The organism is Paenibacillus sp. FSL H3-0286, assembly GCF_045040705.1.
Classification (GTDB): Bacteria; Bacillota; Bacilli; order Paenibacillales; family Paenibacillaceae; genus Paenibacillus_AQ; species Paenibacillus_AQ odorifer.
Map to the genome: position 1 here is coordinate 4413982 of NZ_CP150285.1, position 25193 is coordinate 4439174.

General features: G+C 44.1%; 24 protein-coding genes. 4 read left to right on the forward strand and 20 right to left on the reverse strand.

What is annotated here, in order from left to right; genetic code table 11:
• Positions 1-39: 39 nt before the first annotated feature.
• The 3 genes from MHB37_RS19865 to MHB37_RS19875 form a co-directional block, all read right to left on the reverse strand.
• Positions 40-1458 carry a HAMP domain-containing sensor histidine kinase gene (locus MHB37_RS19865; RefSeq protein ID WP_340033272.1) on the reverse strand — a complete coding sequence of 473 codons (1419 nt, stop codon included), beginning with the start codon at positions 1456-1458 and terminating at the stop codon, positions 40-42.
• A complete protein-coding gene (locus MHB37_RS19870) occupies positions 1436-2143 on the reverse strand; it encodes a response regulator transcription factor (RefSeq protein WP_170914177.1) in 708 nt (235 codons plus the stop codon). The genes MHB37_RS19865 and MHB37_RS19870 overlap by 23 nt, the downstream gene beginning before the upstream one ends.
• A 155-nt stretch (positions 2144-2298) precedes the next feature.
• A complete protein-coding gene (locus tag MHB37_RS19875; RefSeq protein WP_036688632.1) occupies positions 2299-3138 on the reverse strand; it encodes a DegV family protein in 840 nt (279 codons plus the stop codon).
• A 170-nt stretch (positions 3139-3308) separates the two neighbouring features.
• Between MHB37_RS19875 and MHB37_RS19880 the strand changes: the two genes are divergently transcribed.
• Entirely contained in the window at positions 3309-3533 is a 225-nt protein-coding gene (locus tag MHB37_RS19880; RefSeq protein WP_076190853.1) for a hypothetical protein, read from the forward strand.
• Between the two features lie 308 nt (positions 3534-3841).
• On the opposite strand, the gene MHB37_RS19885 is transcribed toward MHB37_RS19880, so the two are convergent.
• Genes MHB37_RS19885 through MHB37_RS19900 form a run of 4 tightly spaced genes read right to left on the reverse strand, consistent with a single transcriptional unit; the run spans position 3842 to position 8107 of the window.
• Positions 3842-4639 carry a PHP domain-containing protein gene (locus MHB37_RS19885; RefSeq protein ID WP_305953529.1) on the reverse strand — a complete coding sequence of 266 codons (798 nt, stop codon included), beginning with the start codon at positions 4637-4639 and terminating at the stop codon, positions 3842-3844.
• Between the two features lie 34 nt (positions 4640-4673).
• A complete protein-coding gene (locus MHB37_RS19890; protein WP_076100351.1) occupies positions 4674-5507 on the reverse strand; it encodes an energy-coupling factor transporter transmembrane protein EcfT in 834 nt (277 codons plus the stop codon).
• The gene (locus MHB37_RS19895) at positions 5494-7236 is read right to left on the reverse strand and encodes an ABC transporter ATP-binding protein (RefSeq protein ID WP_405168395.1); all 1743 of its coding nucleotides are present in this window, start codon (positions 7234-7236) and stop codon (positions 5494-5496) included. Before MHB37_RS19895 ends, MHB37_RS19890 begins: the two co-directional genes overlap by 14 nt.
• The gene (locus MHB37_RS19900) at positions 7229-8107 is read right to left on the reverse strand and encodes a cell division protein FtsQ (RefSeq protein WP_076127114.1); all 879 of its coding nucleotides are present in this window, start codon (positions 8105-8107) and stop codon (positions 7229-7231) included. Before MHB37_RS19900 ends, MHB37_RS19895 begins: the two co-directional genes overlap by 8 nt.
• A gap of 181 nt (positions 8108-8288) precedes the next feature.
• Here MHB37_RS19900 and MHB37_RS19905 point away from each other — a divergent pair, with 181 nt between their 5' ends.
• Complete coding sequence (locus MHB37_RS19905; protein ID WP_405168396.1) at positions 8289-9122, forward strand: MurR/RpiR family transcriptional regulator; 834 nt, start codon at positions 8289-8291, stop codon at positions 9120-9122.
• Positions 9123-9146: 24 nt separating this feature from the next.
• Here MHB37_RS19905 and MHB37_RS19910 read toward each other — a convergent pair whose 3' ends face one another.
• From MHB37_RS19910 to MHB37_RS19920, 3 genes are all read right to left on the reverse strand, one after another.
• Positions 9147-9407: a helix-turn-helix domain-containing protein gene (locus MHB37_RS19910; protein ID WP_036688642.1), complete on the reverse strand. Its 261-nt coding sequence runs from the start codon at positions 9405-9407 to the stop codon at positions 9147-9149.
• 15 nt (positions 9408-9422) lie between these two features.
• Entirely contained in the window at positions 9423-10415 is a 993-nt protein-coding gene (locus MHB37_RS19915; protein ID WP_339168474.1) for a hypothetical protein, read from the reverse strand.
• A gap of 1010 nt (positions 10416-11425) precedes the next feature.
• Positions 11426-11728, reverse strand: coding sequence for a DUF6809 family protein (locus tag MHB37_RS19920; protein WP_076309708.1), 303 nt, complete (start codon positions 11726-11728; stop codon positions 11426-11428).
• 105 nt (positions 11729-11833) lie between these two features.
• Here MHB37_RS19920 and MHB37_RS19925 point away from each other — a divergent pair, with 105 nt between their 5' ends.
• Together MHB37_RS19925 and MHB37_RS19930 are read left to right on the forward strand one after the other, a co-directional pair.
• A complete protein-coding gene (locus tag MHB37_RS19925) occupies positions 11834-12052 on the forward strand; it encodes a helix-turn-helix domain-containing protein (protein ID WP_076100339.1) in 219 nt (72 codons plus the stop codon).
• A gap of 60 nt (positions 12053-12112) precedes the next feature.
• Entirely contained in the window at positions 12113-12334 is a 222-nt protein-coding gene (locus tag MHB37_RS19930) for a helix-turn-helix domain-containing protein (RefSeq protein ID WP_076127127.1), read from the forward strand.
• Positions 12335-12427: 93 nt separating this feature from the next.
• On the opposite strand, the gene MHB37_RS19935 is transcribed toward MHB37_RS19930, so the two are convergent.
• The 10 genes from MHB37_RS19935 to MHB37_RS19980 all read right to left on the reverse strand — a co-directional run bounded on the left by MHB37_RS19935 (position 12428) and on the right by MHB37_RS19980 (position 25182).
• Positions 12428-14149 (reverse strand): helix-turn-helix domain-containing protein, encoded by a 1722-nt coding sequence (locus MHB37_RS19935; RefSeq protein ID WP_076309707.1) that lies wholly within the window; start codon positions 14147-14149, stop codon positions 12428-12430.
• 108 nt (positions 14150-14257) lie between these two features.
• Positions 14258-15034 carry an IucA/IucC family C-terminal-domain containing protein gene (locus MHB37_RS19940; protein WP_076218242.1) on the reverse strand — a complete coding sequence of 259 codons (777 nt, stop codon included), beginning with the start codon at positions 15032-15034 and terminating at the stop codon, positions 14258-14260.
• Position 15035: 1 nt separating this feature from the next.
• The gene (locus MHB37_RS19945) at positions 15036-16085 is read right to left on the reverse strand and encodes an ABC transporter substrate-binding protein (protein ID WP_076309706.1); all 1050 of its coding nucleotides are present in this window, start codon (positions 16083-16085) and stop codon (positions 15036-15038) included.
• 404 nt (positions 16086-16489) lie between these two features.
• Positions 16490-19066, reverse strand: coding sequence for a glycosyl hydrolase (locus MHB37_RS19950; RefSeq protein ID WP_405168397.1), 2577 nt, complete (start codon positions 19064-19066; stop codon positions 16490-16492).
• A gap of 185 nt (positions 19067-19251) precedes the next feature.
• The gene (locus MHB37_RS19955) at positions 19252-20400 is read right to left on the reverse strand and encodes a DUF3626 domain-containing protein (RefSeq protein WP_076309704.1); all 1149 of its coding nucleotides are present in this window, start codon (positions 20398-20400) and stop codon (positions 19252-19254) included.
• 310 nt (positions 20401-20710) lie between these two features.
• Positions 20711-21355 carry a Type 1 glutamine amidotransferase-like domain-containing protein gene (locus MHB37_RS19960; RefSeq protein ID WP_076309703.1) on the reverse strand — a complete coding sequence of 215 codons (645 nt, stop codon included), beginning with the start codon at positions 21353-21355 and terminating at the stop codon, positions 20711-20713.
• Positions 21356-21732: 377 nt separating this feature from the next.
• Positions 21733-22497 (reverse strand): VOC family protein, encoded by a 765-nt coding sequence (locus MHB37_RS19965; RefSeq protein ID WP_076218733.1) that lies wholly within the window; start codon positions 22495-22497, stop codon positions 21733-21735.
• A gap of 2 nt (positions 22498-22499) precedes the next feature.
• A complete protein-coding gene (gene proC / locus MHB37_RS19970; RefSeq protein WP_076281585.1) occupies positions 22500-23306 on the reverse strand; it encodes a pyrroline-5-carboxylate reductase in 807 nt (268 codons plus the stop codon).
• Positions 23307-23323: 17 nt separating this feature from the next.
• Positions 23324-24151 (reverse strand): MetQ/NlpA family ABC transporter substrate-binding protein, encoded by an 828-nt coding sequence (locus MHB37_RS19975; protein WP_076141012.1) that lies wholly within the window; start codon positions 24149-24151, stop codon positions 23324-23326.
• A gap of 11 nt (positions 24152-24162) precedes the next feature.
• Positions 24163-25182, reverse strand: coding sequence for a uroporphyrinogen decarboxylase family protein (locus tag MHB37_RS19980; RefSeq protein ID WP_076278666.1), 1020 nt, complete (start codon positions 25180-25182; stop codon positions 24163-24165).
• Between the last annotated feature and the right edge of the window lie 11 nt (positions 25183-25193).

Consider the following 25193-nt stretch of genomic DNA (forward strand, 5'->3'; position numbering starts at 1 on the left):
TTTCTCTCCCGTCTTCTGATTTGGATGTCTTCCAGCTCGTTATTTCGGAATCCGGATGGTGAATACCGTAGGTTCCTTCTTTCGGCGACTGAGATGAAGCGTCCCCCCCATTTTCTCTGTATTTTTCATAGCTATCGAGAGACCTAGCCCTGTCCCTCCCGAAGCTGTCCGCGCTTTATCTCCCCGAACAAACGGATCAAACATTGTGGACCACAGCTCTTCTGGAATACCCACTCCAGTATCAGCGATTTCAATCGTGACTTCTTTCTCCAAAGGAATCACCTCCACACGCAAATGTGTACCTGGAGGATTATAGATCAGTGCATTGGAGATCAAATTATGAACCACACTCGAGAGCAGCTCCGCATCAAAGTTCAAGAACACATCCTCTTCGGGAACATTTAGATGCAAAACAAAATTCTTTTGTTCAATCTCTCCGTAGGTATCTGCAATGATTTCACGAATAAATTCGCCCAGTTCTTGATGCTCCATTCGTAGCAAGAAATCCGGTGAATCTATTTTTAACAGCTCCAGCATGTTCTGAATCAGCTTAGTAACTTGTGAGGATTTATTATAAATATAGCTTAAATATCTTTTTTGGCGTTCTTCATCCTCGCCTCTACCCTCTACAAGCGCCTGGGCAAAGCCCTGTATACTCGTTATCGGCGTCTTCAGATCGTGGGACAGATCAACCATCATCCGTTTCTTACTTTCCTCTGCCTGGCGTTTTTCTTTGGTCGTCTTTTCAATTACGTCTGCCATATAATTAAAAGTCTCTCCAATTTGCGAAAATTCCTTCTCTGCATATAAAGCGATTCGAGTATCATAATTCCCCTGAATCATCTGCTTCAATCCAAGCGTGATGATACGCAGTGGTTTCCTGATTCGCCGCGCCACCCAATAGCTGTACACGATAATTAGCAAAAGAATCATTCCCACACCCAAAAAGACGTAGTATGAAAGCGAATGATTAAAGTAGGCCACGAAGGGATCACTATTAATGGTGATGGTGATAGCTTCCCGCGGCAGCTTCAGCAGCAGCCACTCCGATTCGCTCTGAGCATTTAGCGTGGTCAACGAGTAAAAGTAAGCTTGTTCTTCTCCATTTTCCAAACTTTTTAAAAGCTGGTTACTGGTATATTGGGTTACACCGTCTTTTTTTTCTCCAACAACCTTGGTGACCTTCATGTCTTGATCCAAGACCTCGATCCATCCCCCGCTACGCAGAAGACGTTTGGTTTCTATCCCATGCTCCAGATTATCTCGATAAGCACTAGCTTCCACCTTCAAATCAGGATCAGCGATTTTATTTTTTTCAAAAATATGGGTCACATCAAGATTAATAAACAAATAATATACAATCACGAGAAAAAACAAAATACAGATAAACAACAAAAAATCCAGCGTCAGCGATGATTGTAAAGGTCGTTGATCTCTATTGCTCCATAGGCGCTTCAATTTTGTATCCCAGCCCTCTAATAGTCTTTAAATATACTGGCTTTTTGGAGTCTTCCTCAATTTTTTCCCGGATATTGCTGATATGTACCATGATACTATTATCTTCGTACACATAGAAATCTTCCCACACGGCCTCATATATTTTTTTGCGTGTGAAGACTCGTCCAGGCTGCTTCATCATTAGTTCCAAAATTTTATACTCGGTAGAAGTAAGCACCACAGGTTCACCTGAACGATAAAGCAGACACTGGCTTTGATCCAGCATTAATTCACCTAATACAATCTGTTCAGCTTCTTTTTCCTCAACGACTTGCGCATCGAAATGATGTACACGCCGCAGCAGTGCTCCAACACGGGCTACTATTTCTAATGGATTAAACGGTTTGGAAATATAATCGTCGGCTCCTAGTTCAAGACCCAGAATTTTGTCATGATGTTCGCTTTTGGCGGATAAAAATAACACTGGAAAATGATGCACCTCGCGGATCTTTTTCAATAATTGCAGTCCATCCAGACCCGGCATCATAATATCCAGAATTGCCAAATCAACTTTATGGTTCTGTACCTGCGTTAAGGCTTCAGTACCACTGTTTGCTTCCAAAATGTTGTACTCTTTCTCTAAATATAATCTTAGCAATTCCACAATTTCTGCTTCATCATCAGCGATCAATATTGTATACATGATAATCCCCCCATCTAACTATATTCTGTGATTATAAACAGAGCCTAAACACAATCTAAAGAATAGCTAAATTATCACATAGTAATAAAATAAAAATCGCACACGGGAAACCGTCCCATGTACGATCGTAATTTGTCTGGATTGTGAGGATCACTACTTTAAAAAGCTACGCCAATTCCGCCTTCCCCAGCATAGGTTCCCATAACCGGCCCCATGCTTGAGAGTAAGACTTCTTTGAAGGGATGCTTTAGTAAAATGCGTTCTTTAATCTCGAGTGCCAGCTTCTCACAATTACTGTGTACAATAGCGATAACCGCTTTCTCGTAATCATGCTGCTTCTCATCCAAATGCGCTAGCAGACGATTCAGTGCTTTTGGAAGACCCCGGGTCTTCTCCACTACTTCGACAGTGCCTTCTTCGCTGATTTTGAGCAGCAACTTTATATTGAGTACAGACGCTACGGCTCCCGAGAGCCGACTTAGACGTCCGCCTTTCATTACATTCTCCAGAGTGTCCAGCGTAAAATAAGCGTTAACTTCCTCTATCTGCTGAAGTACCTTTTCCTTGAGCTCTTGCAAGCTTGAACAAGTTAAGGACCACTGCGCCGCCAGGCCGACAATCAATGACAGCCCGCCTGAGAAGTTTTTGGAATCTATAACCTCTATTGCATTGGTATGTCCTTCATCCTTATACATTTCCATAGCAATCATAGCCGTCTGATAAGTGCTACTAATATTAGAGGACATACAAATGACCATAATGTCAGTTCCCTCCTCCACTTGCTTGAACTTCTCAAGGAATTCGTTGGGACTTGGACTAGCTGTGGTAGGCAGCTCCTTGGATTCGCGCATTTGAGCATAAAAGCTTTTCGTGTCCGTATCTGCCGGCATTAACTCATGCCCAAAATGAACCGGTAGGTGGATCACGGAAACATTATACTTCTCCATGTAGTCAAGGGGTAGGTCTGAACCGCTGTCTGTTATGATCTTGATTGCCATAATATAAGTACTCTCCTTTCAATATCAGTACTATTATAGCCACCATAAAATGAAATCTCCAGTAACCTTTATAACTTGAAAAATTCTTCGATCTGTGTTATGTCTTTCTTCCTTAACTTGTCCTTATATGATATGGTTTATGAATAAGCGTATAGAAATGGAGTGTATGTATGAGTAAGGGTAGAGTATGGAACAGAGGCAAACATGATGGTACAGGACTATCGAGGAAAAAAACCGTAGATCAAGAGGGTGCAGCTTCTACTGAAACTGAATCCACAGAACCTTCGAATGAACCTTCCAATTCAAGAATTGATACCGTAAAACCGATGAATCGCACGAATTGGGTGACCAGACCCACCCGTGTCAGCAATAAAGATTCGAAAGACAAACGATAATTCATACATTCTAAGATTTGAGGACCCAGATGACGTTATTGGCAAATTTCCAGCCTTTTGAGCAGAGTTTCGGACTCCAGAGCCGTTATTCCGTAGAATGAGGTTCATATATGGTGTTTTCCGTGCCAATAGTGGCTATGGAGTCCGTTAGCATCCCAAATGCGGAGTAAAACTGCGTTTAAGGTCATCTGTGTCCGATAGTTATCTTTGTACATGCAAAAGTAATGAAATCCAGCGAACAACAAAAAGGGTTGTCCCAGTAGCCATTTCATCATTTCATGGCTTATGGAACAACCCTCTTCTATTTTCTACGCCATATATCCTAACTCCGCTTCATCTCTGGAGGGGGCTTCGCCAATTAACTGCTTCAATAGTTTTTTCATCATTACCGAAGCCTTTACTTTGGTATGAAGACACGGAGAAACCTCTATTTCATAGTTCCCTTGTTTGATAGCTTCCTTCAATTCTTCCACAGTTGAGCAGGAGTCTTGCAGACGATTCACAACACTGCCATACTGCAAACACTGATGACTGTCACTGCCAGCAATCACAGGCACACCCAGCTTCTCAGCAAAGGGCGTGATCAGGTTCTTATAAGTCTCCACCCCCTGCATGTAAATATCCTTAGCGTTGAAATCAAAAGCGTCTAATCGCTGAAGCAATGCCGGATCCAGTTGATGTAAAGGCGTAGAAGTTCGGAAGGGGTGGGCTCCGATTTTCCAAAGATTATGTTCATCGGCCATATCAAGCAACTGCTTAAACGGTATGAAATTCCCCTCCTGCGTATGCTCATCTAGTAAAGCGCGGACAGCTAGAACATTCTCCTTCAGTCCGATCAATAGGATATGACCTGTCTCCGCGATATCCACTTCCATGCCTGGAAACAGTTTAAGTCCGTTCACATCGTAATAATGCCCGTTATAGGGATAAGTCTGATCCAGCGCATCATACATCGCAAAGAAATTAGAAGTATTAAAATGCTCGGTCAATGCTACAGCCTGTAATCCATTTGCCTTGGCTTCGAACATCATCTCCGCAAAATATTCGGGGGAAAACGTAGATTTCTTAGATAATTTACCATGGGTATGCAGATCAATATTCATCATGTCTAATTCGTCTCCTTTGAGCTTGTAAGTTATGTTAATACACCAGTTCAGGGTAGAGATAACCAATACAGAATATCAAGATGACATAAGCAGTGGATCCGGATAAAAAGTACCAGTCGGACCGCTTCATTTTCAAATAAGATAACTTGATCTTCTTCACTTTCTTATTATTAAGCCCGTAGCTAAATCCCCGAGTCTCAAGTGCTTCAATCGTAGTTCGAGAACGTTTAGCTGTGTTCAACATGAGCGGGTAAAATGCCAGAATGACGATTCGCAAATAATACGTTATTGTTCGCCAATAGAAAATTCCATGTTGAAGCGGTCGTTGCCCTCTCAATCTAAAGGAAAGTAGGATCTGATGGAATTCCTCCAGTAAAGTAGGCAAAATACGATAGCCATAAGATAAGCTGAATGCAAAAGTATCAGGGATTCCTAAGGACAGTAAGCCGTCACTAAGTCGTTCCGGATCAAGACTAGAGAAAACCGTAATACTCGCCAGCGAAATCACCGAAAGCTTAAGCGTCAGTGTCAGCATAGGCAGCAAGGATTCAATCCCCCCGCCGAAAAAAAGCGACAATATAAACATCCAGCCAATCTGGCTGATTAAGCCGAGACATAATATAAAAATAATATAGGGGCTGACCCGGGAGAGGACGGTTGTTAAAACCATAAGCACGAACATCCCTAACAGGATTGTCCGGTTATGTACAAACCAAGGCACGATGGCAAAAAAGAGATACCAGAGCAGCAGGGTTCGCGGGTCCAGCCTGCCCAGAAAAGTGCTGCTGCTGTTATATGCGGTCCCGAGTAACTCCAATTTGATTTGTTCTACAGATATACGGTCAAGTGCCCGTTTAACGGCTTCCATGGATTGCAGCTACCTCCTTCTTTTCCACTAAACTCACAAACTCTTCTAAGCTACTGCAAATTCTAGGGAGACCGAGCATACGACTTAGCTCCATCAATTGAGTCTGGGCCAGACCCGCACGCCGTAAAAGAAGGCCGTCAGCGAAAATTTCATCCTTCGTCCCATCCGCAATTATCCGCCCTTGATGCATTACAATTATTCTGCTGGCCCATTCAGAGACAAGCTGCATATCATGAGTTGCGATGACGACCGTCTTCACATGATTACGAAGCGTCTCCAGCACATGTACCATTTCTTGTTTGGTCGAAATGTCCAGATTAGCTGTCGGTTCATCAAGCAACATGATAGCAGGCCTAACCGCGGCACCAATCGCCAAGGATACCCGGCGCTGCTGCCCTCCACTTAGCAGTCGGGCATCCCGTTCAGCCAGCTCGCTTAAGCGAAATACCTTTAGCATCTCATCCACTCTTCCATCCGTATCTGGTAGTTTCCGCGCCTTCAGATAATAAGCAATTTCCTTACGCACAGAATCCTCGATAAACATTTCCTCCGGATTCTGGAATACGTAAGCTACCGTACCGGAGAGACGTTCAGGCGGCAGCCCGTTCACCGTCATATCTTTAACCTTTACGGTTCCAGCTGTAGGTCTGACAATACCTGCAATCAGCTTCATTAATGAAGACTTACCTGCTCCGTTGTTGCCAATAAGAGCAATGGACTCTCCCTGCCGCAGTTCTAGCTGAATTCCATTCAGTACAGGATGCAGCACCTTATGAATCGTACGGTAAGAGAGGTGAACATTCTCCAGCTGAACGATAGAATTTCCTTCTTTTGCAGCTATGGGGAGCTGCTCTTGCATACGTCCGATTGGAAGTGTCTCCTTGGCATCCTGACGAAGCGTCATGCGGGTACTGCCTTCCTCAGCATTTAAGGGAAGCAGCTTTGACTTCTGATCATCAGGCTGTAGCAGCCAAGCCGCCCGGGTCACATCCGGTGGGTATATGCCCAGCTCTAGCAATTCTTGTACAGATGACAAAGCTTCACGCACAGGCTTCTGCCAGCACATTTTACCCTGATCCATCAGGACAACATTTTTGCAATAATCCGCAATAAATTCCGCATGATGCTCAATCACTACAATGGTCTTTCCATGCTCCTCATTCAAACGCTGCAAAATATCATAGATATGACGGGCATGCTCCGGATCCAGCTGGGCTACGGGTTCGTCGATCACCAGAATTTCCGGATCCATAGCTAGGGCTCCGGCCAGAGCGAGCAGATGTTTTTGCCCACCACTTAACTGCCAAATAAATTCGTGCCTCAAGTCACTAAGTCCGGTTAACGCCAGCGCACGCTCTCCCCGTTCCTTGTAATCCGTAAATCCATAATTCAGAGGTGTAAAAGACACATCATCAAGCACAGTCGGTCGTACCAATTGATTCTCGAAATCCTGATAAACATAACCGATACGTTTGGACAGCTCTGCTACACTTTTTCCATCCGCAGATTGGCCGCAAACTGTCACCTCTCCACTGAAATCACCAGTGTAATAATGAGGAATTAAGCCGTTAAAGCATTTGCAGAGAGTAGATTTCCCGGAGCCATTACTGCCGATGATCGCAATAAAATCCCCTTCTCCCAGTCGTAAGTCTACGTCTTGCAGTACTGGTTGTTCAGCTCCCGGATACGTAAAGTTAATTTTGTTCAATTCAAGAATTGTATTACGCATCTGCTTGACCCGCTTCCTGTCTTTTTCGTGCCGAACGCCGAAGCAGTGCAATAATCGCCGTTGCCGCCACTACAGCCGCCACCAACATACTGAGCCAAATCAAGGTCTTTTCATTCGATTCCGCCCCTGCAAGCTCAAAATCACCGAAGTTCCAGCCCGATTCAGATAACAATTCCGAACCCACCGCTACCATCACTAGAAAGGTTCCGGCAATGACCAGCTTAGGAGATAGCCACGCTCCTGTTGCATATTTCATATTCCGCTCACGTGGCTTCATGCCGAGCAATGGTTCAATTTTTCCATATAAACGCGGAACCAGATACATGGTAGGAATCAGCGCGAACAAAATGCCGGAGAAAAGGACATCATTCAGGAACCCTACTCCCTCAATTACAACGATACTTTCTGCCAGCCCTTTAACAGCCTCTAGCTCTTCTACCCCTACCCATACCTTCACAATATCTATAACGGAGCTAAAAAACTGGTGAATCGCCACGCCGGTAATCGCAGCCACTCCAACTTGTCTTCGATTTTTCGGATCAGACACCATACGGCCTGCGGTATACATCGCCAGTGAGAAGGTAATGAATTTCTCCAGCTCCCCTAAACCTCCAAATTGGCCTAACATCAATTCCCCGAAGATTACCTCACCAACAGCTGCTCCGACCGCCGCATATAAGGGGTGAAACAACATACATAATGTCAAAGGAATGAAGGCGAAATATTCAATGGATAATTCAATCGGGCCCAGTTTGATCCCAGGCACTAGCTCGGTAAACATATTGGACAACCCGTAAAGCGACATCGACAGTACAAAAATCATCATTTTTTGTGACTGAGTCAGTGTGTAACGCGTTTTTATCGTGCTCATGAAATATTTGGCCTCCCAATAAGAATTTATCTTCATTATAAGAAGGCCATGTCATCACAGCTTTTTTCATTTGTTAAATGAGAGTAATATTTTTTTCAATATTTTTAACGTTGTAAAAATATTTACAACATATTCACACGTTATATTCTATCTATCGCATCATCATAGGAGGATTGAGAGATTGTATAAAGATTGGAACCACCGCGCTTTTTCGCCTAATCAACGGATAATTGCCGACTTTATTCAAAAAAATGAGCAACGTGTGGTCTACATGACCGAACAAGAAATGGCAGACGAGCTGCATTTGAGCATCGCCTCCGTTTCACGGTTCTGGAAAGCTGCGGGATACAAACATGCCAAAGATTTTAAAAACCGGCTCCGTTTCCGCTTTGAATCCACACCTTCTGTAAAAATGCGTGATGCCATGCAGCGATCAGACGATACCTCACTCCCTCAACTGCTGCTGGACAATTGTTCACATCATTTGCAAGAAACACGCCGCTATTTAAGCGACGATGTACTAAAGCGTGCAGTAGATGTAATATCTACTGCTCGGATTATTTATGTATACAGCCCTGGACCTTGCGCCGGATTAGCAGAGCTAATGATCTATCGAATGGCGCGTTTTGGTCTTCAAATGAAAAAAATGGCCCCCAGCGGCCATGAGCTGCTAGAGACCTTAATGCATGCTGACAAACAAGATGTCTTGCTTGTCTTTGGATTTGTGCAAATACTGCCTGAGATTGAAGTCATACTGAACCATGCACGTGAAGCAAATTACCAGGTCATCCTGATCACAGATAGACTTGTCTACCCGCGATCCCAAGATGCAGATATCGTGCTTTATGCGGGGAGAGGTGAGGTTTGGGAGTTCCATTCCATGGTTGGCCCCACCTATATTATTGAGAATCTGATCCTTGGAGTGGGATTAGCGAACAGGGACAGTAGTCTAAGCAAGCTGGATAAATTGCAGCAATTGCGCGCGCAGTATGGGGGGAAGCTCCCACGGAGTTAGGTTGACTGCAAGGATAAGGGGAATTTAATTCATTCCTAAAGCTTCTTTAATTTGTGGGATAGATAAACCGTTTGCTTTCATTTCTTTGATCCAAAGAATGCGCGCGACGGTTTCTTCTCTTTTATATCTGCGTGTTAAATTCTCCTCTGCCTGTTCAAAGGGCAGCATGCCTTCTTCTGTATAATGTTTGAGTGTACTATAACGAGCATTTGTGATTCTTACTAATTCCCCTATCGATACATATTCTGACGCCATAATATTCTCCATGGATCGTTGTCTAGACATTGATAACCAACTCCTTTACAGCGGGCGCTTCGGAATAAGACGCACACCTTGAATTGGCACTTTCATCATTACAAAATGTGGGATCGCATCGTAGAGCAAATTATCAATTTTAAGAGTCGCAATCGATCCTCTCTCCAGCACCTTAACTTCATGTCCATAGGACATTAATCTTGTAATAACTGCGTCTAACCTTTGATTAGAATTATCAAACCAGGACTCTGTTTCTATAAAGACAGCTCGTGATCGCTCTAGGGCAGGGAAGATAAGATTGAGACTGCTGCCGATAAAGGTCTTCGCAAACTTTGTCTTCAATGCTAAAAAACGTTTGATACCTAACTCAACTCCCTGGCGAATTTGTATAGGAAACAGCGCCTTTGCCCATAAGTTACTTTGGTATAGATCATGTAATTTGATATTCACCTCTTCTAATTCGTTCAGCGAGAAGAAATCATGCATACATCCACATTCACGAAGTAGCCATAGCATACAAATGACCTGATCTGTTACTGGGCCCTCTTCCAAAATCTCTGCCCGCATATTCTCTGTAATGCTCGTGTACGCCTCCATATTACTGCGATAGGCTCTAATTTCAACTTCAGCAGAATCAAAATACATGTCGCTCCCTATCAGGCTTGGTATATCTTCAAGCAAATTCATTGCTTGAAGATAATCTGAAATCGCGGTTTCGAACTTTTTTAATTGATGGTTAGACTTCCTCGAAGCCTTCTTTAACCACCAATTTAGGTCACCCGTTACCTCAGCACTATTTTGAAGTAAGGGTTGTAGAACAGTTTCTCTATAGAGTGTTGAATGAGATTGATCAAGTGCTTCCTTGTGCAAAGTTAACTTGTTCTCAGATTGTGTAAAACATCCCTCTAAGTAAAGCTCCAATATAACCGCTGCTGCCATGCAGCGCAAAGACACTTTCTTAACAGTAGTCATCTGAAGACTTCTCTGTGCATTAAGCGCGATCAATGAAAAACTTGGTGCTAATTTAAGATCCATCATAACCATCCACCCCTATCTATTAATTCCTATTTACAGGATGATATTTATTCCGTATGGTGAGCGTTTGATTTACTTACTACTTACTACTTACTACTTATCACTTACAATACACCATCTTTACAATAATTGTCAATGGTCTGGAATAACGTAAAGAAGGCCCTGCCCTTAATGGTCAAGCTCCGATTTTACAGGCACCAAAAAAAAAGACCCTAGGTTATAAGCTGCTTCCGGTAATCAACCAGGGTATCTTAGAAATAGGAGGATCAGTTCTAACGGGAATTTATGTAGCCAATGAAGCAATTGGAGCATCCGGCTGGTCACAAAAAAGAAGTCGCCTTGTAAAGCTAAATAAAGAAGGCTGGCCATGTGAGCCTGCCTTCTTTATTCACTCAGATCAATAAGTAATTTGGTTAACTCTAGATTTTCAACCTTGTCTTCTTTGACGACAAAGGCAAGGGAAGGATGATAGAATCCTTCGTCAAGCTTGGTAACGTTCACCCAATAGTTAACAACACCATCTACTTTCTTTTCGCTGCGGGATGCCTCAGGGATAGCCGCAATGATATCCTTTTCACTGCTTCTGATACCGATATTTTTATCCGTCCTAAGCGAAGAAAGAGAGCTAATCGGTATATCAACTACGCCTCCGACTGGCTTAGTTTCTCACTACGGTAAAACTGATCGTCAAATTATCTTTTTCATATAACCAGCGCATGTTAAGAGGTTCCCCCACTTCCGTCATCCGTTTCGAATGAATTCCCGCTCCGCTTTTTTCAAATGCTTTAATGAATTTTCGAAAGAATATGGAATCTTAGTCCTAAGTTTAGAGAGTTTTTCAACCTCTCCCATAGCGATAGCTTCCTTAATAGCAGGAACCAACTTCGCTTGAATAATGCCCCAACTTTCTGCCTGAAGAAGTTCGTCTATCAACATATGCGGTTTGGAATATTGTTCAATTTTTGTTCTCCTCTTCTCGATTTCTACCCTCTAATAGCTCTATCTTTATTTTTTCAAGACATAGCTTCTCCCTTAGAGTGTATAAGTTCATCCTTATGTTCTAATACTTCTATTATCATAGCAGCCCCCATTCTGAATCCGAGAGTATAGGCGGAAGCGGATGAGATAGAGTTCTGCATGCCACTCAGATCCAAGGCTTGTTCAATCATAGTAAAGTCTTCTATAGATAACTTTGCTTTTAGGATGTCCATAAACTCTGAGATTAGCTTGGAGTTCTGTATATACTCGAGATCACGTAAACACAAAAGTTCACTTGGACAGATTTTCCCGTAATATAAATCCTCCAAAAGACTCACCAGTCATCCCTCCCAAATCATCTCTTCAATCATCTTAGCGAATTTATCGCTAAAAATCAATAGCGAATAATTCGCTAAGATATGCTTGCCTTGGAGGTGTTTAGTATGTATCAACGTATCCGAGATTTGCGTGAAGATAAAGATTTAACTCAAACCCAAATGGCAGAGTATTTGCAATGCAGCCAGAGGATTTATAGTAATTATGAACGCGGTGATGTTGATATTCCCACGGCCATTCTGATTAAGCTAGCAGATTATCATAAGACGAGTACTGACTATTTACTAAACAGAACGAACCAAAAAACTCCTTACTCTAAAAGTTAAATTTAAAGAATGAGTAGATATCGCAGTTTTCAAAGGATTTCATTCTTATGCTGATGAGCATTGTACACAGGAATCCGTGATTTACGCGAAGACAAAGATCTGACACAGCAACAAATAGAGGAGCTTTTACATATTACACAAGCCACCTACTCCCGCTATGAAAATGGAAATTTGGATGTTCCGAGCGCCGTTTTAATTACGCTAGCTAATTTCTATAAAGTAAGCATCGACTATATTTTAGGTCAGACAGATAATTCTAAATGCTATCCCAACAAAAAATAATCCGAAGCACAAACAAGCTCCTGTGATAATCACAGGAGCTGTTCACGTTTAGGCTAAAAATAGCCTGAAATTAGGGGATGCTCTTAGATACGCTCAGGCCAGCAAGGTACGGGCTACCTGATCCACAATGTAATTGATACCTGTCGGTCCGTAGCAGCCGATCCATGTAGCGGCATCTACCGGGTATATATACGGCCGCTCATCGGAATCCAACATCCCTCGGACGCTTTGCTCTGTCGCAGATACCCCCTCCTGCATCATCTCGTTACTAAGTAAAAAATAATGGCTGGCATGCACAGCCGGCAGTTTATCAACTGTAATATGATAAGCCGTGTCGGAAGTGTCTGCGACAAATAGAGGAGCTGGCAGACCAAGATCCCGGTACAGCACGGCACCTGTGCGATGGGAGGCAGTATGCACCCGTACCAGCGACTCACGCGGACGGATCAAGGCCACGCTCTGACCCGCCAGCGCCGTTGCAAGCTGCTCAGACAGCAATGCTGTTCGGCGCAGGTAATCCGCAATAATACGCTCCACCTCTGTCCGCTTGTCCGTCAATTCACCGAACAGGCCCAGAATCGTCTGCCAGCTCTCATTCCGTTGAAACATTAGGGTTGGCGCAATCCGGCTTAACCGTTCATAATGCTGAGCATGCACCTCAGTACAGACAATCAAATCCGGCCGCAGCCGTTCAACAGCTTGCAGGTCCGGGTACTCATAAGTTCCGAGCATTTCCGTTGTCTTAAGCCTTTCCCTGATATATTGGGGGAATTTTAACGCTGCACTACCCGTTCCTACACTCCCTGCCGGAGATATCCCAAGCGCAAGCAAATGGTCTGCATATTGAACGTCGAGTACGGCGATACGCCTCGGAGAAGCGGTGACGCAATATTCGCCTCGCATATGACAAATTACCGGGCCTTGCAGCGACTGGTACGATGAAGCCAGGCGATCCGGCAGCCCAGAATATGCTGAGAGAGCACCGATCCCTGAAGCAGCAGTGCGCCTGTAGATCTGCGGGGGAACTCCGTGATATTTCTTAAATGCCCTGCTAAAGTAATACATGTCGCGATAGCCCGTTTTTTCTGCGATTTCGCCGATGGGAGCATCCGTATGACGCAACATCCGCTCGGCACTCTCCATCCGCAGCTGGATTACATATTCCATCGGTCCTAGTAACTTCTCCTGTTTGAATCGCCGCTGTAACTGTCTTGTACTGCATCCGGCAAGCGCTGCCAACTCCTTAAGCTCCAGCTCCTGACGATAATGCCCCGCTATATAGGCAGCGACAACATCCACCATATCCGCCTCTGTGCCTTTCTGACCACATTCATACTCCATAATAAGCTCGTAAAGCATTCCTTGCAGTAGCGCATTCGCATGGAAACGCTCCAGCCCTTCGCCCCGGCTCCATTTGGCTTCGATTTGTTCCGCAGTCTGATGCAGTTCAGCCAGGAGCACAGGACGGTGAACAAATGAAGTGCGTAACGGGTGATTGCGCTGCGGAAACAGAACATGGGCAGCCCCCAACATTGGAAAAGCCTTGTACATAATAACGGTATAATGAATGGTTTCTGATCCAGCAGTCAAAGTAAATGCTGATCCCTTGACTGCGTGACAAGCGAAATAGGCCTGGATATGGCAAATTTCGCCATTCATCACAAGCCTACCTTCCCCGCCGCCTGCCAGCAGCAACACATTGACTGTTAATCCGGTTTCGCTCATAACGCCGCCGGGTGGCAAAGTACCGCTGCGCACATCAAGCATCTTGATCGTTGTATCACTCCATAAACTTGCCTGTTCTTTCAGCGGCATTTCTCTCATCTCCTGACAATAGCATCCTCTGTTAAACGGGCGCACTCGAATAGGATTACATGCTTTAGTGAAAGCGCGTCCGCAACATAAGTGAGTGCGTTGCTGTTGTCATTTTAATTGAGATTCATTCTCATTGTCAATTTTCGGACATTTCCCGCAATATTCCGCCGACATCCTGTAATAAAAACAGCAGGTGATACGTTTCTTTTTTGCAACCGGAGCTAGGTCATTGTTCTCTGTGAACCGGGTAAATGGATTGCGTCTTGCGCCGAACAATTGTCCGGGAGCTATCCGGGTCAGGAAGGCAAAATCTGCTTGTATTCGTTGCCTTTCTTGCCCTAATTCACCTGTTCCAGGAGAATACAGCGGAGCAATACGTACCATAATATTCTCCCAAAGTACTGCCATGGAGACGGGACCAATTGCAGCAAGCGTATGCAGCAGCGGCGCAAGACGTACCGCGAAAATTTCCTCTACGATCTCTTCTCGCCACGCTTCCCTGTCTTCCGGTGCCGCCGTCGCTCGAAGCCCGTTCAGCGCAAGGAAAGGAAAACGCGTATCCCCTTTAAAAGCTGGGGAAGCAGGATGATAGAGGAAGCAGTTCTCCAGCGGGATGGAGACTTCCCGGTTATGAAGGGTCATAGCGGTCAGCATCGGCGCGATCCACAGATAACCGATCCGCTTGGCCAGCATGGAAGCGGCAACCTGCATATCAGGCGCACCGATATAACCCTTAAGCCAGCTTACATACTCGCGGCATGCAGCTTCTTCGTGCAACTGGCTAAGGGCAATTGTCCGAACGTTGCCTTCAGGCGGTTCACCTACCCACAGACGGTATTCCTCCGCCATTTGCTTCCAGGTGACAGACGACAGATAGTTGTCCATTTTAATGCGATCCCAACAGCGCTTCCGCGGTTTGATCTACAATAATGTTGAGGGCAATTGGCCCATAATAAGCGATCCATAGCGTTGAATTCACATTGTATACGCGGTTATTTTTAACGGCATCATGAGATTTCCAGACCGGACTGTTCGCCATTGCCTCTGCCTCTTTGGCAAACAATTCATCCGATAACAGGAAATAGTGATCTGCTCCGATATCAGCGATGGTCTCCATCGAAATTTCAACGGAGGTATCATCTTTGATCTCCTGAACGAATGTAGGGATATTCAATCCCAAATCCTCATAAAGAATGCTTCCGGTCCGATGTTCGGGACCGTGTACGCGAATACCTTCCGGTCTTGGGCGAATCAGAGCTACCGTTTCGTCGCCCAGCTTCGCCGACAGCTGCTCCCGCAGTCCGACGATTTTGTCCTCGTAGGCTTGACGCACTACCTTCGCCTCCGCCTGCTTTCCCGTTATCATACCGATGGTAGCCGATGTATCCCGCCAATCTTCATAGAAGTCGAGTACTATTGTGGGCGCTATTTTACTGACGCTGTCATACACCTGCTCCTGAAAGTCGGTCATCAATATAAGATCCGGATTCATCGCTACAATAGCTTCAAGATTGGGCTCATCGCGTGTGCCCAGGACCTTCACATCACCCAATTGTTCACTTAAATATTCTGGAAACTTTGCATCTTTCGCTCCAGCCACAACGCTGCCTGCCGGATGCTCGCCTATCGCTAACAATTGATCGACGAATTTCACATCAAGCGCGGCGATGACCTTCGGCTTCTCAGTCAGCGTATATTCACCCTTCATATGCGAGATGGTAACCGGGAAGGCTGTAGTCTGAGCCTGTGTCTCAGATGTAGGTGACGGCTCGGCTGAAGCAGATGGCAGTGCGGCAGTGCCCGCATTTGCTCCACCTCCAGTACCGCAAGCCGTTAGCACAAGTACCAGTGCCATCATCCATATCATTAATAGTCCTGCTTTTTGGGCAGCATCTACCTTTCTACCGGTTGCTTGCCTCTTCTTTGTTCTTTTCATGCTGACTCCCCCTTATGTATGATAATGATTTTCATTATCAGATCAATAAAGCGAGTATAATCTATCTTCATACTCTATTTCCATGTACTTTTGCGACATTGCAGCCGGATTAATGCGACATTGCACACCATAGGAACGACTCAGGAGAATCGCGACTGACTACAAAAATTCCACAGAAGCACCTAAATCCCTAATTTCAACAAAAACTTCTTTGCTCCTGTTCTGAAAATAGCCAACACAGTCGATGGTAATCTCGCTCAATTCAAGCTTTTCCTTCTCCAGAAACTGATCATCGAGCAATCTGGCTACTTCAGAAATGGTTCTCCCATTGCACTCCCTGCTTCTTCCCAAAATGAAAAAAGGTATCTTTGTATTACACAAAGATACCTTTTTTCATTAAAAGCTTACGGCTCAATCCCCCACACAAGCTGACCATTCATATACCCGGTGACCTGTTCATTATTGATGAACTGACTACTGGATGCCTTGAACGAATAATCATTAGCCTGGTTGAAATTGGACCAGTCGGTTTTGGAGAAACGGGTTTGAATTTCTGCGCTCTGACCTGGATTAAGTGTTCCAGCCGAACTCGTGAAACCAATTTCCAAAACATAATCTGCACTGGCAACAGGAGTCGCCAGCTTAACGAAATTGCCGGTTACATTCGCATTTCCGATGCTGGCCCAGTCGATCCAGAAACTCTGATCTTTCTCGCCATCAATCGTATAGTAATACCGGACCTTCACATCACTTAGTTGAATCGCTGAATCACCGGTATTGACTACTTTGATTTTGGGTGAAATCCCGTTGGTGGAGGCACTTGTGTTGCCATTAAAAGCTTGGACCGTCAAATCTCCAGTGGGTACTGGAACACTACTATCCGCTACGTTCACTGTAAGAACAGCATTATTTCCTCCATTAAAATGAAAGGTTAGGGTATTCTGTCCCAGCGGCAGCGTGGAAAGATAGGATTTTTTCAGAACAACAGCAGCGCTTGATGCCGTATAATCCTGACTCGCTAAAAGTGTGGAATTTCCATTTGTGATACTTGCAAGCTGGTGTCCATTTAAGGTAAGGGCTACGGAAATATCCTGGGCTAGATTCGCCGCTTTATCAAATGCAGCGCTCACGGGCGCAATGGATGCGCTTGGCGTGGAATCGACAATTTTCACTTTTAATACAGGATCTTGTCCTTTATTAAAATCAAAGATGATCGAATGCTCGCCAACCGCCAGTGTCGCCAGAAATGCTTTTTTGAGCAGCAGCGTATTTCCACTCAAGGTATAATCCTGAGTCGCTGTCAATGCATTGGCGCCTGCCCGGAGAGCGATTAACGTATTGCCGTTTGGATTCACGGTGATGGCTTTGTCATTCTGATTGGAGGCATTTTTATCAAATTCGACGTTTGCAGGTGTGATAGACGCACTTGGAATTGGATTGTTAACCTTCAAATCAGGCAGCTCATCGAGCGTGATTACATAATTGCTTTGGTACAGCGTTGTTAAGGTGGCCGGATAATTAAAGGCGGAACTCATGAGATGCTCACCATACCACGGTAAGAAATAGAGCCAGCCCGATTTTTCCTCTGTCAGATTCTGAACGCTTGGAACGGTGTCGTTCTCCGTCATGGCTACCATTTTCGTACCGCCGGTTAAATCAACAAGCTGATAGAAAATCGAGGTAATCGCGTCCTCATTGGGCACACCAGACAAACCGTCATAGCGGTTATAGATCGTGTTGTATTTATCATAGCCTACAATATCCACCTGATCATCGCCGGGATACCATGCGGGAGAAGTGCTGTACACATAGCTGTTGTAGGTCCAGATCAAATTGTGCAGACCGTACGTTTCTGTAAGTTCAGTATAGAGCAGGTCCCACAACTGCTTGTACACCTCCGAGCCTGCCGAAGCCCACCAGAACCATGCACCTTCTCCATTCAATCCACCGTTGCCCTCCGCCTCATGGAAGGGTCTGAAGATTACCGGCACATTGTTATTTTGCAGAATCTGCAGTTGCTCCGCCAAATCCCCAATGGCCAGTTGAACATATTGGTATTCTTTCGTACCTGGAACTACCGCATTGGCTGTATTAAAATTGGTTTCTGTCGGCTTATAGGTGGCTTTCTTCCAATCTACAAATTCCCCGAGCTGATAGGCGGTGAAATCTCGGGGCACAGTGATATGCCAGCTGTTTGTCGCGATCCCGCCCCGGTTATTCACCCAATCGATCATCCGGGCGGTCGTACCATCCTCCCAGCCGTAAAGCGGATTGTAATTCATCAGATCAAATCCGCGGATCGCCGGATACTTTCCCGTTAAATTGTGAATCCAATCAAACTCCAGCTCGGAATTGCCGTCATTTCCGCCTCCGTAAATCTCCTGCTGGCCGGAGATCATATGATTGCCGTAAACCTCCGTTAAATAATTCATCAGAAGCTGAGTTTCCGGAGTGGCTTGAGTATCGCTGAGGACAGGTTGCACATCCAGGGGATCAAGATCGGCATAATCCACCGTGAAGGTATCAAAATAAGCGAAACCCCAGCCAGCCTTCAGTTGAATAGTGTTGCTGCCTTGATTCAGCTTGTGATAGCCAAAATCGAAATTCGACCACGTGGTCGTATAGGGCAGCATATACGACCCCTTCGTAACGCCGTTAACGGCCAAAGATTGAAGCCTGCCGTCAGCACTGAGCTCCTGCATATAACGTGTGGAGATCGTATACATGCCGGTTTCCGGAACTGTCACTGTGAAGGTAATTGTACCGGAATTCTGCATCCAGACAAATCCGCTTCCGGAGTATCCGGGTTTGGGCTGTCCGTAAATTTGGGTTGTCACTTGAAGATCGGAGGTGAGCTGAGCATTTTCGCTTTCAATTGTGAAAAGTGCGTTGTCTGCATGAACGGGCGGCGCTGTCATCAATCCAAGTAGCAGAGTAAATGCCAGCATCATTGTGATTGCCTTCTTGAGCAAATTTTTCATTTCCACCTTTCCTCCCTATGTTAAATATGGTAAATAAAAGTTCAATATACCATCTCTTGGATTCGCTTTCATAGATAAGATAGCATATATTCCATATTTTGTAAATCTATCAAATCGAGAAAATTTCCACAGGCAAAAAAACTCCCACCAATATTTATTAGGAGGAGTTAAATAACATTGGCTTCTTACAACTTAAAGTTTCGGAGCGGCTTTCCGTACCGCACCAAAACATGCCATAAGAGTTTTAATTCTTGAAGTACTTCTTTTTCGGTTCCTCGCTCCCGCCAAGCTGCAGGATCATGCTTTAAGTGCATAGCAGCAGATCCAATCATGCTCGCATCAATATAACCGTGATGAGCAATACGCTTAGCCAAGGAAGGCATCGTAGGCCCTCTAAAATCTGAAGGCACTTCGTCTACCCACATCGCGAATCCCATGTGCCAATAGAGTTGGATGGCATTCTGTAAACATATTTGCTCCAGGTCTTGCCCTGTTGGAGTGCCCTTGAATGAAGGATCGGCTACTAAGATTTCCACATCTTCCTTTAGACGGATGTTTCCATGAACTTGCGCTTCAATATAGTGGTTAAGATTACGTTTAGCTTCACCCTTTGAAGGATCTGTAAACGGCATTGTGAGGTTGACCCGAAGATGGTCGACTAATTTTTGTGATTGAAGATCTTTTTCCCCTAGAGCGGAATCTCTTAAGAAAATCTCCTCTAGTAATGCCGCCATCATATCATCAAATTCTGCATATGTCCCTTTCTGTACAGGGTTTTGATGCGAATCCATATAGGTGTATGTACTGCGATAAGAAACCTCAGGGGATAGGAGGAAATAGCAGGAGCCAAAGCGCGGAGCTGGCCCATCCGAATGACGCATCAAATCAAGAGCGCCATATTTAGGGCGTTCGCTATTCGAAGCACCCTCTTGTTGGTATGCCCCTCCAAATAGTCTTTCCTCCCACAAATCACGTGGACCGCCAGAATAGGCTGATACACTACCACTGGATAACAAGGTCTCAAATTGGCTCTTGTACACGCCTTGCTCCAATAGCGCCTCTGCAACACTTTTCTTTACCGGATCTAGTCGATCTGGATGGAAATGTAGAGCAATCTTCGCATGTGACTTTATTTTGACCACAGCATCTTCAAACTCTTCCCGATCCACATTAGACATTTGAAGAATTTCATGGATGGTCTGAACTGCTTCACTTTTTCGAGTTCGCGCGTAATTCGTAACATATTCTAAAGCCGATAATTGTGACTCCGATAGTTCCTCAGTGAACTGAGACTCTCTTTGTTTATTGGCATTTGCATCGCCTTTCCACTCCATTGCTTATTCACTCCTTTCTAGACCCAGTACATAAGAAAAGAGACTTGATTTCTCCTCTCACTGTATCAAACGCTTCTTCACTTAAAACTTCATATCCTTACCATCGCAGATTCCGATAACTTTACATGGATCTCGAATGATATAAATTCAAGATCGAATGTTGCTGGCTTGAACATCGTATGCGCGTTATGCGTAATCTTCCTTTTTCGCAGGAGTAATCAACTCGATTTGCTCGTAAGGTGCTGTCAAATAGGGACTCAAAACAAATACCATTCAGTTAATCGTCAGTGTCACAACCACTCAACCATAATTAGAGCGTCTCAGCCAATTTCTGAATCTTTGAGTGGGAAATTAAATATACATTGCCTATAATGTCGATTTTGCTGCCCTTCACACGTACAGCACCATCTTTGTCTGCCGCCACATAAATATCCATTTTATTTGATAAAGGGAAACGCTCCTCAATCATTGCGGTGTTATCATGATCAAAATGAGCTTCAAAAGAAAAGTGATTAAGAGCCATACCTTCACAAACAGTGCATTCATCCACATATTCATCAGACATGTTCATCCCACCAGCACTTGTTCCCATTACAACAGCATTGCTTTTTTTAATCAAATCCGATAATTCATATTCCGTCAAAAGGTGCTTTTGGTCCCGAGCGGTTCCACCACATAAAAAAACGACAGAGGCGTTTTGAATTAATCGCTGGGCATCTTCCTTCTGCGTGCGGTCATCAATGAAATGATATTCATCAAAAAAAATGTTAGCCTGATTAAACCATGTCCTTTCAAAAACACTATCAATATTAACTTGTTCATCACTAAAATCAGACGATTCAGCGCTAATCATAACCAGCGATTTTCTGTCTGTTATATCCTCATGCAACACATTGACTAGCTTCTCAGAAAAACCCTTATCATAAAACCAATCTAAGTAATAGTGAGTTTTCATCCGTAATTACCTCCATATGTAATATTTAAATTTATCCATTATGTTTATCAAAATTCATAGCGCCAGGCAAGAGAAAAATGTCTATAGTAATATAAATTTAGAGGCATAATCAAAGTTTTTTATCTGCGCTAGATCCACATTAAGCTTATCCGGCGAGGAAATGGGCCACGTATTTTTGTTCTGCACCGATTATCTTCACCTCCTTTTATATCATGGACATCGTACCATATAATGGAATTCAATAAAATTTACAAATTGATTAAAACAAAAAAATGCCAGCATCATTAGTACCTTCGGTGAATAGCAAAAAGACTTACTCGAGGTATCGATCCCTTCAAGTAAGTCTTTATTTCTAAAGTTATAACGTTACTAGTCCCTTAAACGAAAACATACTCCCCATCACCAATCCGAATCGTCTTCCCTTTCAGCTCTAACGAATCCGTTTCAAAAACCACCTGCTTGAATTGGTTCTCGTCTTCTTGCACGAAAGCAAATGATCTATCGCCAATCTTAAGGCTGAAGGTATCATCCTCTGACTTCGTAACAGGCAGTCCGAATATCGTTCCCCAGTGGTTGGCTGCAGCTTCAGGATCGGAGACATGGAATACAGCACGCACGATTTCTACTTCTCCCGCAGGATGAGGTTTAATGACTCCAGATGATGTTAATCTTTCCACTCGCTCTGTATCCGTTCCGCTCCATTGAATGATGAACGGATAGACCAGTCCCCCAAAGTCACCAGCAATGGTCATCATCCGCCACTCTATTAATCTGCCCTCGTTATCTAGACGCTTACCATCGATAATTGGAGATAATGATAAGCCTGCTGCTTTCAGGGAAGCCGCTACTTCTTCAATATCATCCGTCCGGATGACTACTCTACTTAGAACTTCATGTTCTGGTAGAAGTTTTACTGCATCTTTCACCACTAAATTATGTTCAGTTGCCTTTGCAAGCTCAAGATTCTCAATGCCCAGAAACTCGAGATAGGTTAGCCCAAAGTAACTTAAGGCATTATAGGTTCCCCAATCTTTATGAGAGCCTCCCTTAAAAGCAACCAATCCATGAGCTCCAAAGATCTCAACCGGTTTGGCCAAATCATTGACATAGTGAACTAAATGATCCCATTTCATCGTTGCCATGATTACTTCACTCCCAGCTCAGTAGTACGTTTTACGGCTGCCAGAACACTTCTTTGCAGACCCGCTGCGAAATCACTGTTGTTTAATTCGTACAAGCCATGCATGCCGACACCGCCAGGTGAATTATTAATATCCAGCAGCTGTCGTGGATGCAGCCCTGTCTGTTGCAGCATTGCTACCGAGCCCATCATATTCTCCAGTGCAACCTTCCAGGCTTGCTCACGCGGCAGTCCGGCAAGTACACCTGCATCCACGAGAGATTCAATGAAATAATAGATATAGTTAGGACCCGCCACACCAAATCCAGTGAAAACATCCATTAACGCCTCATCCAGATATTGTACTTTTCCAAAGCCGAGTAGGAAATGCTCCACTTGATCACGAGTAGCATAAGCATTTAATGCTACACCACTATAGCCATATCCTGTATCGGTTAAAGTATTGGGGATAACCCGGATAATGGACCGTTCAACTCCAAAATACCCAGCTAACTGATCATTTGTCACACCCGCCACAATCGATACGATTGCGGCAGAAGCTGTAGCGAATTGTTGTACGTTTTGACCAAGGGTAGTTAAATCATCCTGTGGGCGAACTGCCACTACAATCACATCTGCTGTAGACAGGTTATGCTCTTGCGAACTCTCCGTATCTACACCGTATTTGGTATTCAAAAACTGCAGACGCGTTTCATTAATATCCGATACACTAATTTGATTTACAGACAAGGTGTTATTCGCTATACATGCGCGGATGATCGCTTCCGCCATCTGTCCGCCACCAATAAAATGAATCTTTTCTTTGGTCACTCCGTTCACTTCCTTAATTAATTGTTGTCCCAAGCTTCAGGTAGAATGAAACCATCATATTTTTCTAATCCAAGAATATATTCTTCAAACTCTTTGGATTCATAAGCAGCTTTCAAATCTTTAGCCCACTGAGAATTTTCATCCTTTTTATTAACCGATACGATAATTCTGTGTTCCATAGGTGTGTTTTCTATTTTCAAAGCATCCGTAATCTTTCTGTCCGAATTAGCAATATAATTACCATTTACAACGCCATAATCAACATCTTGAAGGGAGACAAGGATTTGAGCGGGGTCCAATATTTTAATATCAATATTATATTTATCCGGTTCCATACTATTAATATTAAAATCCGCTACGCCTGCCCCTTCTTTAATTTTGACCCAACCCAATTCTTCCAGAATACGCAGTGCACGCTCTTGGTTTACCGGATCGTTCGGAACAGCTACGGTTGTACCGTCTTTAACATCGTCTAGCGTGGTATGATTTACAGAATAAAGACCTTGTGGAGCACCTGGAACATAAGCAATTCCGACCATATCTGCATTGATTTCTTCGTTAATGGCCTCCATATAAGCTGTACTTTGGAATATGCTTGCGTCAATGGAACCTTCCTTCATTGCTGGATTGACCTGCATGTTTTGCGAGAAGGTTTTAATGTCAACGGAATACCCTTGTTTCTCTAGAATCGGTAGAATCGATTGGCGGAATTGTTCCTCATAGGTTCCAACACCAAATCCAACGGTAAGCTTTTTCTTATCTCCAGAATCCCCCGCCTCTTTATTGCCACAAGCCGTCAACACTGCAAGAACACCTATCATCATCACTAACATTAACTTTTTCATACTTACTTCCCCTATTCCAATATAGATTTTTTAAATTGTGCCAACGCCTCATCCGTCACATTGAGTGGGATTGCGCAATTTGGAGATAGAATAAACGGCTGGTCTTTCATTAACTTTAATGCATCTTCAGCCTGCTGCTTGATTTGGGCAATATCGTTTACCGCAAACAACCCATGATCGACTCCACCCACTTTAGTAGCTTTGAGATTTGCCTCTAACCCTGGATTCCCCTCGGCTATCGTATCCCAACTGATCCCGTCAATCCGATAATCGTTGAACTTCTCAGGCTGGGCGTAGGCTCCACAAGTATGAAGAATGTTTTTTCCATAGCTTGCTGCTTCTAACACAATAGAATCATAAGGTCTGGAGAACTCATCAAAACTTGCTTCATCAAATAATCCTGGGTGAGCTGTGCCCGTCACTGCGTAGAACAAACCGTCAGAACCCGCTTGCTGTAACTCTTGTACATAATCGGCTAAGGTTAAGGAAATCGCATGTAGCGCATGATGTGCTGCCGCTCGATGTTCTTTAAACAAGGATTCCAAAGTTACCGGGTGCTCAATACCAAACACCGTTTTAGTAACGTAAGCAGAACGCCCTACAATAAATAGCAACACTGTTAATGGTGAAAATACAGTTTGGATTAGCGGGGTGTCTGGTAACCCTTGACGAATTTTTCTAACCGCATCTAAATGCTCTGCCAAAGGGGCTGACTGGACTGCCTTTTTGACGTCGATATCCCACAGACTAGCCGCTGTTGGAATAGCCGTCGTTTGCTGTCTCGGAAATACGGTCTGATAATCCGTAAAATCGTATTGATTCCCCCAAGCTTCCGCCAGATAAGTCGCTCTTGGATTAATCTTGACCCAATCCCAATCATATTTTTTCGTAAAAGAAATCGTAGTTTCTGCTAAATCATCTGCAGTTTGTTCTTTGTCGATAAAATGGCGCCAACCACTTCCGATTGGACGATCCGCCCGTTCTCCAGATAATAATGCGTTAAAACGATCTTGCTTACTCCATTCACTCATCTGTCGAGTCC